Genomic DNA, 14,849 nt, shown 5'->3' on the forward strand with positions numbered 1-14,849 from the left:
CCCCCGCCCCCGCCGCCGGAGGGGGAGGCCCCGGCGTGGGGCGAGCCGGTCAAATCCGGCCCGGGCGTTGGGTTTAGCCGCGATGACCCCCCACCGGTGACCCCGAGCGGGGTCGACGGCTTCCTGGGCGGCGCCCCGGATGTGGTGATCGTCTCGGCGCGGCAAACCTCGCAAAAGTTCTCGCTGGCTGAGCCCAAGATTGAACAGGACCCAGAACGCGCCCGACGTGCCGGAGACGTCCACACCCTGGCCGAGTCCATCGTGCATATGGCCAACCTGGGGGTCAAAGTGCTCAATATCTCGGTGGTGGCCTGCCAGTCGGTGGCCAACCTGGTCAATGACGCTGAGATCGGCGCCGCGGTGCGTTACGCGGCCCAGGACCGCGACGTGCTGATTGTCAGCGCGGCGGGCAACAACGAGCAGCAGGACTGCACCACCCAAAATCCGGACCCCAGCCCGGCCGATCCGACTGGTTGGGATGCGGTGAAGACGATCGTGACACCGGGCTGGTATTCCGATTACGTGCTGACCGTGTCGGCGACCGACAACCAAGGGGTGCCGCTGCCGGGTCAGGCCGCCTCGATGCACGGTCCGTGGATCTCACTGGCGGCCCCGGGGGAAGACATCGAAGCGGTGTCCACCGACGGCCGGGTGATCAACGCGTCGGTGGACACGCGAAACAACTCGATTAAACCGTTGGCGGGCAGTTCGTTTGCCGCGGCGATCGTGTCCTCGGTGGCCGCACTGGTGCGGGCAAAGTTTCCGCAGCTCAGCGCCTACCAGATCCGACATCGCCTCGAGGCCTCCGCGCACCCACCGCCGGCCGGGCATGACACGGTGGTGGGCTACGGGGTGGTCAACCCGGTCGGTGCGCTGACGTGGGACATCCCGGCCGGTGAGCAATTCCCGCCAGCTCGGGTGACCACTAGCACCTTGCACCCGCCGCCACCACCGGCGCCGGCTGATCCACGCCCGGGCCGTGCCGTGCTGTGGGGCGGATTGGCCACCCTGGCGGGCGCGGGCGCGGTCGCGATCGCGACCCTGGTGCGGCGCCGGCGCAGGGCGGCATCATGAGTCGACTCTCGCTCGACGTTGGGCTGCCCGCACTGCTGGGGGCTGAAATCGTGGCCGCACCAGCCTCGCTGGGGATCGCCGCAGCTGCCGGAGTGGCGCCCTGGTGGGCGCTGCTGGGCGGATTAGTCGCCGGCCTGGCGATCTGCGCGCTGCGCATCGGGGATGCGGTGGTATGGCGCTGGTGGGTGCGCGCGGCGCGCCGAGTCTGGCGCCGGTCCCCGCGCACCCTGCTGGGGGAGCGCGCCCTGGGTGACGCCAGCCAATCGGTGCCCTTACCCGATGGCTCGACGCGGATCGTGGGATCGCGGGCGCTGGCGGCCGCGGTGTCGAAAGTGTTGCAGGGCGCCGACATCCAGCGCTGCTATCGGCACGCCGGAATCATGCTGCCGCCACCCGGGACAGCGGTGGCCGCGCCGGTGCTGGCCGGCGAACTGGCCTTTGGCGATGTCGGGCAATTCGGTGACCGCCAACTTGTGGCGCTGGGTAACGGCCAGGTGTATATCGATGGCGACGTGGTCGACATCACCGAGATCGACACCAGCACACCAGATTTCCTGGGCTGGTATCACCCCACGATTCCCGGGGTTCCGGTCAACGTCGAAGATCCGGACAACAATCTGGTCGGTGTGCTGCGCGACGGCAACACGTTGGTGACGATGATCAGTGTCTGGGGTCTTGAGCACATGCCGACCGTGCTGCACCCCCGGCGGGCCGAAACCCCTAATGTGTTGCCGCTCTCGGTGATCGCCGCGCACATGAGCCGCGTGGGGCTCAGCGTCGACGTCGATGTCATCGTCGAGGGCGAGCGCACCAGCGGTGATCCGTATGCGCCGCACTACGACCGATACCTCGGCGAACGCGCCGCCGCCGGACGCCGTACCACGACGCTGGTTGTCCGCATGGACACCGACAACCCGGACCACATTGAAGGCTTGGTGTGGCGGGGCAGCAGCGCCCAGGCCGCCGTCGCAGCCACGCGACGCATCGCAATCGCAATGCAGCGCGCCGGGTGCCGCGTAAAAATCCTTGAGGCCGAACATATGTTGGACACCGCACTGGCCGCCGTAGGTGGCGAGCGTGCGTTGACCGACACATTCGAGACCGGCTGGGGGGACCTACGCCAACGCGGACGAGGCTACCTGACCAGCTTCTACTTCAATGCCGACGATGTGCGCGCCGACAAACTCGACGAAGTGTGGACATACACCGCCGAACCGACGCGCCCGCTCACGCACACCACCCTGGTGGTGGCGTTGCGGCACGGCGACAACGCGATCATGGCCTCGGCGATGCTGCGCGTCGTGTCAGACCGGCCACTCACGCGTATGCCGGCATCGCACTTGAACCGAGCCACTGGTTGGCAGTGGGAGGCCCTGCAGCACACCATGATCGGCGCTCAACGCCTCCACGGGTTGCCCAGCGCGCCGGTCACTCCCGCCCTGGACAATGCTGTCGTCGTGGGCTCCTCCGGGGTGATGCTCGGCGGTGTCGGTCACGACGAGCTGTTGCTGATGCCGCTATCCGACCCGGCCCAGCCGACCCGGATTGTGCTGCGCACCAACGACGATCTGGCGGTCCGACAGCTGATTCGCCGCGCTGCTGCGACCTGTGAGCGCGTCGCAGTCTATGACATCAGCGGAAGTTGGGCGATGACCGGCGCCTCACCCTACATTTGGAACACTGCGAACCCATCGGCGACGCCGCCGTGGACACCCACATTGGTAGTGCATAACGGCCAGGTCAATCCCTACCCGGGTGCGTGGGCGTCGGTCACCGTATGCGAGCCGGCGGCGGTTTCCAACTCGGTCGCTGACATCGAGCTCGACGTCGACCTCGGAGCCGACCAGATCCTCTTGCGCACCAGGCGATTCAACCTGCCACTGATCCCGGTGACCATCCACAACGAGCAAACCTACTTACAGTAGACCCACACCGACCTTTACCAAACCCGTTGGGATAGCGGCGATCACGGAGGAATCCATGAGTGCTCAGCAGCGCCGCGCGAGGCGCTTTTTCTGGACGGTCCTGCTGTGCGCTACCAGCGTGTCCATCGCGGGCAACGCCGTGCACGCCGTCCTGAACACGACTGCGGTGCCAACGTCTTTGGCCGCCGCGGTGGCAACCGTTACTGGGAAACAGCGTTATCAATACAGTCCGAATAGCTGTTCTCCTCGGCGAGTGTTGCGAAGCCGCCCGCGTGTCAAGTCCCGCGCCCTAGTTCGGCGGCCTTCGGTCCTTGTGCCAGCTCACCCACGCCGACGTGATGTTCTTCAGGTATATCGTGAACACGTGGCCGAGGTCGAAGAACCACTCGCAGGTGGTAACGCGACCAGTGGCGGTGTCGTCCAGCGCGGCAACACCGTACGCAAGCCGTGGACCGCAACCTCTCATGGTGTGCAGGCTTATCTGGCCGCGTTGGCTGCTCACGGCGTGGCTGTTCCCCGGCACTTTGGACGTGACGCTTCGGGGCGTCAGATCATCGAGTTCGTCCCGGGGAGTATCGCGGAAGGCCAGGGACCGCTCGACGATGCATGTCTTCGTGCCGTGGGTCGGCTGATCCGCGACATACACGACGCAAGCGAATCTTTCCCGTTCACCCCCGATGCGTGGGACGTGCTGATCCCGTCACCAGAGCCTCCAAATCTGCTCTGCCACAACGATTTAGCACCATGGAATCTCGTCCTTGGTGCTCACTCGATGGTGTTCATCGATTGGGATGGCGCCGGCCCGAGCACCCGGCTCTGGGACTTGGCTTACGCCGCCCAGGCCTTCGCGATGCTCGCTCCACCGAACGAGCCGGCCGACGCGGCGCATCGGCTTCGTTGCTTCATCGACGGTTATCGGCCCGGCGACCAGCTCCGGCAGCACTTACCCCTTGCAATTGCGCACCGCACCGAGGCGATGTACGAACTACTTCGAATGTCAGCCGAGCTGGGCAGAGAACCGTGGGCATCGATGTTCTCCTCCGGACACGGCGACTACTGGGCCGCAGCCGCGCGCTACGCCTACTGCCACCAAACAGATTGGCAACAAGCCCTCACGCCTTGATCACACGACCGTCTGGATGACGATCCCTCGAGACACCTACTGTGGCGTCGAGACCACCCGATCGATCGGTGAGCCGGCGGAGCCTGGTCGTAGGCTTCTGCCATCACAGTAGTGGGCGTTGTGACCCGTTGTCGACATGGACCCGTGATGCCCCCCACGTTGGGCTGGTATCGCGCAATGGGTTTCACCGAGACCGATCACTACCTGCATGTCTTCGCCAATTACACTGTGCGCGAAGTTCTGTGGTTCAATGGTGATCTGGTCATCGAAGGGCATGGCGCGTATATCGTTGTGGCGTAACAATTTAGCGTGTCGCGAGTTAGGTCGGCCATCAGGGCAGCCGCAGGCTCAGCGGTATCTCTCGATGTGGGCCAACCAGCGCCATACCACGTTCAGCATCGGCGGGCAGCCCAAGCACGAGAACTTCCGAGATGAGTCGGGCGACTTGGCGCGGCGGGAGGTTGACCATCAGTTACGTCCAGGTGAGTGGTGTACGGGCTTTGGGGCGGGCGTGCGTGTCGTAGCCCGGGAGATGGGTCCCTGCTGGTCCTGGCTTGTTGCCGTGCCGGCGGTCCGCGAGGATTTCACCGATGACGTGGCGAGCGTTGTCGGCGAGCCGTGGGTTGGTGTCCTTGTAGTACGGCAGTGCGATCAGCGCGCCTGATAGAGCCCATCCGCGGCCGCGTGCCCAGGCGTGGTCATCGACGCCGAGCGTGGTGCGGAACTGCTCTCGCGCGGGTGGGGGCAGCAGGTTCCACGCGGGGATCAGGTCGATGCTGGGGTCTCCGACACCCATGAGACCGAAGTCGATGACGCCGCTCAGCCGACCCCGAACGGTCAGCAGGTTAAACGGGGACAGGTCACCGTGGAACCACATCGCCGGCCCTGCGTGCATCGGGACATCGAGGGCCTCCTCCCACGCGGAGATCGCCGCATCGACGTCGATGAGCCCGTCCAGGTCTCTCAGTGCGGCACGGACCTGCTCATCCTGGACCGCCAGGGGCGAGCCCCGATACGCGGGCGGCCCGCCGGTGGGGTCGATGGCGCGCAGAGCGGTAATGAAGACGGCGAGATCCTGGGCGAGCCCGATGGGGTCGGTGAGTCGGCCGACCTGCGGGTTGTCTCCTTCGACCCAACAGCAGACGGACCAGGGCCATTCGAAGCCCTCCGCCGCGGTGCCTAAGCCTACCGGGATGGGGCTGGGCACCGGCAGGTGTCCCGCGATCCGGGGCAGCCAATGCTGTTCGGTCTGCAGGCTTTCGACGGCCCAGCCGATCCTGGGGACTCGGACGGCGAGGTCGTCGCCGAGCCGGTACATGGCGTTGTCTGTCCCCGCGGAAGAGACTGGGGTCAGGGGCAGGTCGGCCCACTGGGGGAACTGGGCGCCGAGCAGGCGCCGCACCAGGTGCTCGTCGATGTCCACTTCGTCGTCGTGCATTTTGCCGATAACGGTTGTGGTGCAGTACTTTTCGAAGCGGATGCTGCCGTCGGGCAGATCGCTTACCGCGCTCCAGCCGAGCTTGCGGTAGAAACTGGGGGCGCGGCTGGCGGCGTTGGTGGTCAGCCAGATCGTCGCGTGCCGTTGGAACAGGAACACTTCCGCGCGCCCCATCAGCAGCCTTCCCAGGCCGCGGCCCTGGTAATGGGGGCGGATGAAGCAGGCGAAGACACTGCCCTCCTGTACATCGGCCATTGCGAAGCCGGCGGCTGTCCCCTCGACTTCGGCGATCCACAGACAGGGGGAGGCCTCCAGAGTGTCGCGCACCGTCTCTTTGGTGATCCCAAGCTCGGTGAGTTGCTGGTAGGACAGATGATTCTCCGTCACGCTGGTGCGGATCTCGAAGACAGCGTCAATGTCGGCCGCCTCGGCAACCCTGACCACCAGCCCCTTGACGAGGGCTCGCTCGTAGCGGTCGAAGACCGTGCTGTCGGGTTCTTGGATCCGGCCGGCGTAGGTGAAACCGGTCCGCAGCGCGACCCGGGCCGACGCCGGGTTGCCCGGCTCCACCTTCACCACCGCGGTACTGGCGCCGTGCTCGGCCGCGTAGTGACACGCCAGATCGACAGCCCGCGTTGCCAGCCCCCGCCCACGCCAAGCCGCATAAAGCCCGTAGGCGACATGGACCTTCCCTGTCGCCAGCCCCTCACCCTCAAACCGCAAATCGACTGTCCCAGCCAATATCTGCTCGGCGCCTGCCCGGATAGCAAAGGCCCGCAACGGACCACCTGTCGCCCACTGCTGCTGGCAGTGACGCAGGTAAGCCTCGACACCTTCCCGGGTCCCAGGCCCGCCCGAGTACCAGCGGATCAGCTGCTCGTCCTCCCCAGCCAGATGCGCCTCCGCGTCATCTAGACGCAGCGGGGACAAAGTCAGGGCGCCATCGGACAGGTTCTGATCACGCATCCTGGGATTGTCACGGCCGACATGTCTTGGAGGCAATCGAATATTTCTGGCGATATCTTGTCGCTGACACAGCGCCGAGCCGAGGGGGATGGGGCATGGACGTTCTGGTCACCGGTCATCGCGGCATGGTCGGTGCCGCAGTTACTCGTCTGTTGTGCGAGCGAGGCGACGCCGTTGTGGGTTTCGATCTCGTCGACGGCCAGGACGTGCGCGACCTAGCTGTGCTAGCGGCAGCCGCCCGGGGGACGGAAGTGATCGTTCACCTGGCGGCGGTCGATGACCCGGACCCACAGGCGTTGCCGGGCCTGGCCGGGCCGAACGCCGCGGATGCGTGGACGGTCTTGCAGACCAATGTGCTTGGCGCGGCGAACGTGCTGGAGGCTGCCCGCCAGGCCGGGCATGCCCGGGTCGTGCTGATGAGTACGGTGGACGTTCTCGGGGTCTTCGACGGCAGCCGTGCCCCGGATTATCTGCCGCTCGACGACGACCACCCCTGCCACCCCGCTAGCCCGTACGCGGTCTCTAAACTTCTGGCCGAGGATTTGTGCGAGGCCTTCACCACCGCCACCGGCATCACCACCGTGTGCCTGCGCCCGCCCGGGGTGTTCGCTCCCGACACCTACCGCATCATTCGGCAAGCCCGCGTGGATCATCCCGATATTGAATGGTCACCGCTGTGGCAGTACGGCGCCTTCCTCGACGCTCGTGACCTCGCCGACGCCGTCGGTCACGCTGTGCACACCCCGCTGGCCGGACACTACCGGCTGCTGCTGTGCGCCGACGATATTTCCTCCGCCTGTCTGACCAGTCGTGAGTTGGTGAACAAACTCCTGCCTAATGTCGCCTGGCGCGGCGGTGCAGCCTACGACACCGACCCGTACCGGGCATTGCTGGACTGCGCCCGCGCCCGCGCCGTCCTCGACTGGGAACCCCAGCATCGGTGGCGCTCAGATCCCGATCCTCGCGACGCCGATACCGCCCTGGTGACGATGAACGCCGCCGACGCGCTGACCGTGATCAAGGCGCTGGAAGCCGCCGGCGTGCACGTCTGGCTCGGCGACGGAGGCTGGGGCATCGACGCCCTGCTCGGCCAGCAGACGCGGCCGCACAAGGATATCGACCTCATCGCCCGTGTCGACCAGGCCCGGGACCTCGTCACCGCTCTGGGTGCTTTGGGGTACACGGTGGCCGAGGGTCGGCTAACTTCGTGTTTCGTCCTACGCGACCACGCGGGCAAGACGGTGGACGTGCACCCGGTGGTGTTCGACCGACAAGGCAACGGCAACTACACGATGGAAAACGGCGAGGTCTGGGTCTACGCGGCCCCCTGGTTCGCCGGCACCGGAACCATTGGGGGACAGGCCGTGCGTTGCTTGACCCCGGAGGGCCAAGTGCTGTGCCACACCGGCTACCCGCTCGACGACGACGATCGCAGGGACATGGCAGCTCTTTGGCAGCGCTTCGGCGTCGATCTCCTGCCCGACCAACACTGAACCGAGCGCCGCACCGTCTATGTCTCTTGGGGGAAAGAAAGTTCCACCAATTCAACAGGCGGGGCGAAGCCCACCCGGCGGTACAGCGGTGCACTGCGTTCGGACGGCCACACCACCAGCGTGTCGAACCCTTCGCTGCGGGCATGGGCGTCAAGCGCGTCCAAAAGCTGGCGCCCCAGACCACGGCCGCGATGAGCGGGGACAACATAGAAGTTGGTGACGTACCCCCACACCGCCGACCCTGGAAACGGATCGGGCACCTTCTCGACCACGTGCAAGAACACGTGGCCGCATACGCGACCATCCACCTCCGCGACCCAGGCCAGCCACGATCCGCTCGCTAGGCGCTCCCGCAACCACGCACCGCACGCGTCCACGAAGGCAGCCTCCGACACAGGCGCTGGCGAGTTGTCATGGTCCTCCCGTTTGAAGTCCCACCGCAGCCGAGCCAGCACCGGCGCATCGCCGTTGACTACACGGCGGATTCTCACGTCGGTCACCAGCTCAGGCTCGCACACCAGCGGCGGGAGATCGACGAAACCGATCGAGGCACGCCGTTGGTGCGGACGTGTCACCACGCATCAGCGGGAGCCACTCCGTGCGATCGCGGCGGCATACCGAGGATAGGTGTTGCCGGCCTCAATGTTCCATGTCACGGCGCGTTTGATGCTGAAGCCGAGCAGTTTGGCGATGACGGCGGCGGGTAGCTCACCGGCAAGTTCGATCAGGGCCGTGTTTCGGGCGATCAGAGGTGAAACGCCAATCTGCCTTAGCCGCACACCCATCCGGGTTTCAGACATGTGTTGGCCCGAACGGCCTCCCGGGAACAACCATGGATTGCTGGTTGCCGCGACGGCGGCGTATCCGCGGCGCTGCTCGACCAGCTCCAGGATGAAGCGAGCGACTGGTTCGGGCACATTGAGCGGAACAACGCCGAGTTTCAGCGTCACTGAGCAGTCTTCTGCGACGGTGACGTCGGCGACTTTCAAGGTCACCAGGCGCGTGGTCTGCTGGCTGTAGAGCAGCACCAACAGTCCTGCGACGCGATCGCGTGTTTCGAGGTCAGGGTCTTCGATCAAGTACTGAATCAGCCGCCACCGCTCATCGTTGCTAGCCAGTGTTTTTCGGGTTCTGCGGTCTTGAGGTGTTGGGGCTTTGACGTTTCGGGCGTGGCCACGGCGGACCGCCCACCCCAGAAACTGATGGATCTGCGGTCGTGTGGGGTTGCAGACCAGCCAATCATCGATTTGACCTTGCCCACAGGCTGCCAGGCAGCAACCATGTCCGTGCAGATCAGCGAGAAATGCTGAAATGGATACGATTTCGCTTCGTGCCGCTGATCCGCTGCCTCGTTTGAGTGGCCCCCTGGCGGCTTGGTCGCGCAGCCTGCGAAGGTGATGCCATTCCATAAATGCGCGCACGATGGTTCGGTCCTCACGGTTTTGAATCGTCACCAGACGCGCTTCAATAAACTGTTCAGTTCGCCGGAGACACACATCGCGAGGGGGCAACGCCCCTGCGTCCACGAGGACGTTACGCAACCATTCCACCGATTTGCTCGGCGGTAAATTGTCGAGCTCCTCGTGGTCCAAAACGTCGCCGAAGTCACGGATTCCCGCGGCGAGCGGATTGCGTAAAGCGGTGCGTTGAGCCCACCGCAACACCGCCGATGCGTCACATTTCAGTAACGCCTCAACAACTTGGGTGGCAGCTCCGCTGAGTCGGCCGTCGTCGCGAGTGAACAAGCGCCGTAGCACGCCTGGGCAGGCGCAATCGTTACACAGGCCATGGTGATACATCCTGGCGTGGGTGCCGCATTGCACGCAGTCGGAAAAGTAGGCGGGTTCTCGTTCCAGGCAGGCTGAGCACAGCGGGTCTAGTCCATCAAGACGCGCGGAGACCTGAAGGGTCTTGCCGCAGCGCGAGCAGGCTTCCCGCTTCCGGCCGCACGCACTACATAGCGGTTCACCGGTTTCAGTGCGTATGTGCACCAAGCAAAGTCGGTGACAACGGCTACACGCTTGCTTGGTGCGCTGCTTGGCCGCGCAGGTTCCGCAGATTGGCTGTCCGGTCTTGATGCGATCACATTGGCGGACGCGCCCGCACGAACTGCAGGTTGTGGTCGGCGCACGGTAGCAGCGCCGGCACAGCATCACTTCTCCGTCGCGGTGGTTGATGTAGTCGATGCGCCCGCATCCACTGCATTTTTGATGATTGACTGGGTCTCGGTCAAAGCAATGGCCGCAGATGCGTTCCCCACAACCGTCGTAATTGGTGACGTGGCGCTCCTTGCCGCATCGCGGGCATATTTCTCGGCTCCGTCGATGGTTCCAACAGCGCCTGCAACACCGCAGCCCGTCGAGGCTGGAGCTCAGCGGGACTTGACGAAAACAGAACGGGCACTGCGGACTCCGAATCCCATCAGCACCCGCGGCGATAAGCAGTCCAGCCAAGCGCACTGAGAGCACCGAGCGGTGCGGGCTTTGACCGCTGAACACCCCCGGGTCGTCATGCAAGATCCAGTTGAGTTCCCTGAGCGCCTTTGTCGTGCGGAAAGTGGAAGCGATGGTGTCGATTGCAGATTGGTCCAGACCCGTAGCAAGGTCGCTGATCCCATTTCGTACTTCAGCCGCGTGGTCAACGTTAGGTTCGGGAATGCAGTTGATGCATAGCCACCCGCCGCGCCGCGCCCTGTACACCGCTCGTCGCACTTGTCCGCAGTTGACGCACTCACCGTCAGTCTGCCGCCATCGCGAGGACGCACACGACTGGCAGATCCGCTTCTTGAGCTTCCTGGAGTAAATCTCGGACTCGTTGGTGATACAGAGCGCGCAGGAGGGCACTCTAACCGCCGTGCCGCCAATCCGCCGAACATTTCTGATCAATGGTTCGGTGTTTGCAGTGCAGTCCTCGCCAGCTGGCCCGGTGAGAACGGAGGCATCCCGGCGCAGCGTGCGGGCTAGTCGCTGGAGCTCGGGTGGGGACAACGATGTCAACTCGACCGCGCCACGGATGGCCGCCTCCGTCAAATGGGGCTCAATCTCGCGGACCGCGTCGATGATCGCTGTCACCAGTTCGTCAGTGGTCGAGCACAGACGGCTCACTCGGTGCCGTCGTCAATGATCTTGGCTCGAACCGGGCGGTGCACACCGATATCGCTGGTCCGCACTGGCTTCTTACGGCTTCGGGTCTCACCTGCGATTTTCTTCACCGCAGACTTGGCGGGCACGATTTCTATCAAATCGTCCAATGTGCAACCCAGAATCTCAACGAGGTTCGCCAGTGTCGTCAGACTCAACCGCTCCGGCTTCTCGGTCACCAGCCGGTAGACCTGGCTGGCGGACAAGTGCACCCCTCGCTCGGCGAGCAATGGGCGAAGGGCGGTGGTGTTGAACAGTCCTCGCTCGGCCATCAGCCTGCGCAGGTGCCAGTTGTAAGCGACTGCGGCGTTCACCCTTGTACCTCTCCGAAAGTTGTGACGCGCCCAAGAGCGTCTGCGAGCATCGTATTCATGAATTCCCCGCTGAGATGGGTGTAGATACCGGTTGTGCTCGCGAACCTATGGCCCGAAATCTCCTGCAGGAACTTAGAATCCACGCCCTCTTCGGTCATATGGCTGATGAAAGTATGCCGGAAACAATGCGGGGTAAGTTTAGGCTCAAGTCCGGCCATGTCGCGGATGTCTGCGAATGTTTCGGCCAGGGTGCGGACCTTGACCTGGGAGCCGCGCTCAGTCAACCAGAGTGCCGACTTATTGCCCGGTTCATACATTGGCCGGATGTTGTCGACATAGTCCAATAGCGCTTTGGCCGCCCACGGCATCAAAGTCGGTACCGATCGCCTCTTAGGTGGCGATCCTCTGGACGCCTTACCAAAACGCACGTGCAGCAAGCCGCACCGGCCGAGTTCAGGGGCATGTGGATTGCGGTACATATCGGCTACTTCGAGTCGGCACAACTCGTTGATCCGCAGGCCCCAGCCGTACATAGTCTTGAACATCGTCGTATCGCGATAGGCGGCCAGTGTGCCCTTACGCCGCGACCGAGATGCCCGCTCGACCTCCGCATCAGCACAGTCAAGGAAAGCTTGTAGCTCCTGACGAGTAAACGGCCGCCGGGCCGGGTCGCCCTCGTAATCAACAAGGTGGGCAACGGTATTCCACTCGTGACATATCTGAACCGGGTGCACTCCGAACCATGATTCACACTGCGCGGGCCAGTCGTAATAGAGCGAGGTGATGTAGTCACAGAACATCCGAACAGCACCCTGCTTATGCCGAATTGTTGACTTGGCGCAGCGCAGCTCACCTACCAGGTAAGCGCTCCACTCGTCCATCATCCGAGCCGTCCAGTTCCAGGGATACGCACCAGAAAACTCGATGAACGCGCGTATCTCCGCAGCCCGCGACTTCACGGTCTTTTCCCCACACAGCCGCCCTCCGAGCTGCTGCTTAGACCACCCAGACAACATCGCCCGAACCATGGTGTCTTCGGGATGAAGGTGCGCCACACCAGCTTCCAACTCAAGACGCGCCGAACCTGGATTGGGCTGATCAGACTTGCGTGCCATCCACCTTCCCTTCAATGCATGAATCATGCATTACTTGCATGCTTCACCGCAATGGCCCAGGTAGTGGCAATATCATGTACTCTCATGAGGCGACGGCCGGCCAGCGCCGCACCGCAAGTTCTCAGCTGAAAATCGTGCATCGGATGCAATTCCGCCGAGAAGCCTCCGCTGGTGCTGGTGGGTTCCACCGAAGGTGTCGCGATGCTGGTGCGAGCCCGACGCGGATCGTCGATGGCCTACTGGTGCGCGTTGGCCATGACCGCTCTGCTGGCGGCGTGTGCGTTCGTACTCTCCTTCGATGCGCTACAAGACTTGGCCACCCGAGCCGGGATCGACCCTCGGCTGGCCTGGCTGTGGCCGATCGCCATCGACGCCAGCATCGCGCAATGCACCGTCGCACTGCTGTCATTAACCCGAGACGGCCACACCGCTGACCCCACCCCGGCAACGCCCGAAATTCTCCGGCGTGCTGGCGAGATCGACGGCAACACAAGAGAATTAGAAGCACGCGCCGCAGCTGGCCACCGCAACGGGCACGGCGCCGACTCAGTCTCCGTGCCGGTGCCCGAGGCCGCGGCGCTGGCCGAAGAAGGCGTCACTAAACAACCCCCCGAGGTGATCAGCGAGGTGCTACGCCGACACCGAGCTGGACAGCGGGTGGGCAGCATCGCCACCGACATGAAGTTGCACCACAGCACGGTCAACCGGCTGCTCAACGCCAGCCATCGTCGCAGCACCGAAAACAGCACTTACTGAAAGCAGGCCCGAGTTGCAGGCACCGCGCGCGGGTTGGCGCGCAGCACCGACATCCGGGACAATGACCGAATGCGGGATTGGGCCGAAATTGGGCCGAAACCGATCTCGCGTGGGAGCTTGTCGAGGTGGCGATGCCGCTGATCCCGACCGCCGACCGCACCGCGATCTTCACCTCACTCGGCGCAGGCCACGCCTACCAGACCATCCGCGCGCTGCTGGAGACGATCGCGGTCGCGAAGCTGGCTATTCCTGAGGAGTTGGCGGAACGGATCGCCGAGTGGGCGGGCGCATACACGTTTCACGAGGACGCCGCCCGGCTTCAGGATGCACTGCTATCGGTGGCCGGCCTTCCCCGCACGACGAACCCATAGCCATGTGTTCGGGTGGCGGTGTGCTGGTGGCGCTTAGTGCGCGACGATGCTGTAATCCCGGCATGGATTTTATGGAGCGCGTGAAGGAAGCCATCGCTGACGCTCGTCGTGTGGTCGAGAGCGAACCGCCAGCCCGCGGCGCGCTTATCGATCGGGATGAAGCGCTAGGCATGCTGGAAGGTATCGAGGATCGGCGAAAAGCGTTGGAGAGCTTGAAAAGTGGCCAAGAGGTGCTTGCTCGGATCGCACGGATCTCGGCGCTGGGCGAACTCGCTGGGGAGGTCGCGGCCGTTATCTCGCGGTATGCCGCCTGAACGGAAACAGCGGACCTCGCGGCCGTTGTGCGACGGTCCTCGACGCGGTGATGATGAAACGTGGTCGCAGCGTTGGCGCCGCCAGCGCCCCGCGTGGGTAACGTGTCGTGTTCGACGTGCTCAGCCTTTCGGAACGAACCAGCGTGACCCAAGCCCACCAAGAGGCCCGAACGCGCGGCAACGCTACATCGGCACCGAACACCTGCTGCTCGGTGTGCTTGGCAGCGACGATGAGACAGTGTGCGCGGCGCTCGACGCTGTCAGCCTGGACCTCGTGGCGGTCAGATCGCGCCTCGAGGATGTCATTGGGCCGGTAGCCGCGCCCGAGCCGGGCCATCTTCCGTTTAGCCACAGGGGGCAGGGCCGCCGGGCCAAGTCGGCGCTGCACAGCCAACTCGCCGCAGCCGTGGCGGATGGTCGAGATCTTGTAGAGCCGGCACACGTTTTGCCGCGGTGTTGGCCGACGCGCAGTCAGGCGCGGCGAAAGTGATTGCAAGCCTTGGGATCCGCCTTGCACAGCTGGGCGACTACGCGCTCAACAGCGGCAATTGTTAGGTTAGCCCGGATTTTTCGCGGGATGGCGATGTAGCTGGGTGTTGATAAGCGAAAGTGCCTGTCCTGCAAGGAATGATTGGACTTCTTTAGGGCTCAATCATCCTGACTGGAAGGCACCTCGCAGATGAAGAGTATCGTGGCGGTGTCGCGGGTGAAAGTCTCTGCCGACGGCCGCGGGGTGGTGTCGCACGCCGGGATGGGGCTGCTGCGGGAACTGGCCGACCAGACCGGATTATCCGCGCAGGTCACGGCCGTGTTGGCCGAT

The 14,849-nt window shown here is 64.2% G+C and carries 13 protein-coding genes and 3 pseudogenes; 10 read left to right on the plus strand and 6 right to left on the minus strand.

Going from position 1 to position 14,849, the window contains the following annotated elements; translation table 11 throughout:
* The 4 genes from EET13_RS29305 to EET13_RS31055 form a co-directional block, all read left to right on the plus strand.
* On the plus strand, window positions 1–1,074 hold a 1,074-nt coding region (locus tag EET13_RS29305; RefSeq protein ID WP_211189163.1), incomplete at its 5' end, for a S8 family serine peptidase.
* Window positions 1,071–2,999, plus strand: coding sequence for a type VII secretion protein EccE (gene eccE, locus EET13_RS29310; RefSeq protein WP_136623312.1), 1,929 nt, complete (start codon window positions 1,071–1,073; stop codon window positions 2,997–2,999). The genes EET13_RS29305 and eccE, both read left to right, overlap by 4 nt.
* A gap of 364 nt (window positions 3,000–3,363) precedes the next feature.
* Window positions 3,364–4,122 carry a phosphotransferase gene (locus EET13_RS29315; RefSeq protein WP_168991360.1) on the plus strand — a complete coding sequence of 253 codons (759 nt, stop codon included), beginning with the start codon at window positions 3,364–3,366 and terminating at the stop codon, window positions 4,120–4,122.
* A 147-nt stretch (window positions 4,123–4,269) separates the two neighbouring features.
* Window positions 4,270–4,422 carry a hypothetical protein gene (locus EET13_RS31055; protein ID WP_211189164.1) on the plus strand — a complete coding sequence of 51 codons (153 nt, stop codon included), beginning with the start codon at window positions 4,270–4,272 and terminating at the stop codon, window positions 4,420–4,422.
* A gap of 247 nt (window positions 4,423–4,669) precedes the next feature.
* Here the strand turns inward: EET13_RS31055 and EET13_RS29325 are convergent.
* Together EET13_RS29325 and EET13_RS33070 are read right to left on the minus strand one after the other, a co-directional pair.
* A pseudogene (locus EET13_RS29325) lies at window positions 4,670–5,977 on the minus strand (GNAT family N-acetyltransferase); the annotation flags it as partial.
* A 39-nt stretch (window positions 5,978–6,016) separates the two neighbouring features.
* A pseudogene (locus EET13_RS33070) lies at window positions 6,017–6,526 on the minus strand (GNAT family N-acetyltransferase); the annotation flags it as partial.
* Window positions 6,527–6,621: 95 nt separating this feature from the next.
* On the opposite strand from EET13_RS33070, the gene EET13_RS29330 reads away from it, so the two are divergent.
* Window positions 6,622–8,019 (plus strand): nucleotidyltransferase domain-containing protein, encoded by a 1,398-nt coding sequence (locus EET13_RS29330; protein WP_122445522.1) that lies wholly within the window; start codon window positions 6,622–6,624, stop codon window positions 8,017–8,019.
* A 17-nt stretch (window positions 8,020–8,036) separates the two neighbouring features.
* Here the strand turns inward: EET13_RS29330 and EET13_RS29335 are convergent, their stop codons facing one another.
* The 4 genes from EET13_RS29335 to EET13_RS29350 form a co-directional block, all read right to left on the minus strand.
* Entirely contained in the window at window positions 8,037–8,519 is a 483-nt protein-coding gene (locus EET13_RS29335; RefSeq protein ID WP_211189165.1) for a GNAT family N-acetyltransferase, read from the minus strand.
* 81 nt (window positions 8,520–8,600) lie between these two features.
* A complete protein-coding gene (locus tag EET13_RS32130; protein ID WP_244604190.1) occupies window positions 8,601–9,683 on the minus strand; it encodes a site-specific integrase in 1,083 nt (360 codons plus the stop codon).
* 1,436 nt (window positions 9,684–11,119) lie between these two features.
* Complete coding sequence (locus EET13_RS29345; protein WP_122445529.1) at window positions 11,120–11,431, minus strand: helix-turn-helix domain-containing protein; 312 nt, start codon at window positions 11,429–11,431, stop codon at window positions 11,120–11,122.
* A 38-nt stretch (window positions 11,432–11,469) separates the two neighbouring features.
* Window positions 11,470–12,540, minus strand: coding sequence for a tyrosine-type recombinase/integrase (locus EET13_RS29350; protein WP_244604191.1), 1,071 nt, complete (start codon window positions 12,538–12,540; stop codon window positions 11,470–11,472).
* Window positions 12,541–12,765: 225 nt separating this feature from the next.
* Between EET13_RS29350 and EET13_RS29355 the strand changes: the two genes are divergently transcribed.
* The 5 genes and pseudogenes from EET13_RS29355 to EET13_RS29375 form a co-directional block, all read left to right on the plus strand.
* Window positions 12,766–13,344, plus strand: a complete 579-nt coding sequence (locus EET13_RS29355; protein ID WP_136623313.1) for a DUF2637 domain-containing protein — start codon at window positions 12,766–12,768, stop codon at window positions 13,342–13,344.
* A gap of 131 nt (window positions 13,345–13,475) precedes the next feature.
* Entirely contained in the window at window positions 13,476–13,715 is a 240-nt protein-coding gene (locus EET13_RS29360; RefSeq protein WP_136623314.1) for a hypothetical protein, read from the plus strand.
* Between the two features lie 62 nt (window positions 13,716–13,777).
* Window positions 13,778–14,029, plus strand: a complete 252-nt coding sequence (locus EET13_RS29365) for a hypothetical protein (protein WP_122445525.1) — start codon at window positions 13,778–13,780, stop codon at window positions 14,027–14,029.
* Window positions 14,019–14,519, plus strand: a complete 501-nt coding sequence (locus tag EET13_RS33075) for a Clp protease N-terminal domain-containing protein (RefSeq protein WP_122445526.1) — start codon at window positions 14,019–14,021, stop codon at window positions 14,517–14,519. Before EET13_RS29365 ends, EET13_RS33075 begins: the two co-directional genes overlap by 11 nt.
* A 189-nt stretch (window positions 14,520–14,708) precedes the next feature.
* A pseudogene (locus tag EET13_RS29375) lies at window positions 14,709–14,849 on the plus strand (IS1380 family transposase); the annotation flags it as partial.

This window comes from Mycobacterium attenuatum, from assembly GCF_900566085.1.
In the GTDB taxonomy this organism is placed as follows: Bacteria; Actinomycetota; Actinomycetes; order Mycobacteriales; family Mycobacteriaceae; genus Mycobacterium; species Mycobacterium attenuatum.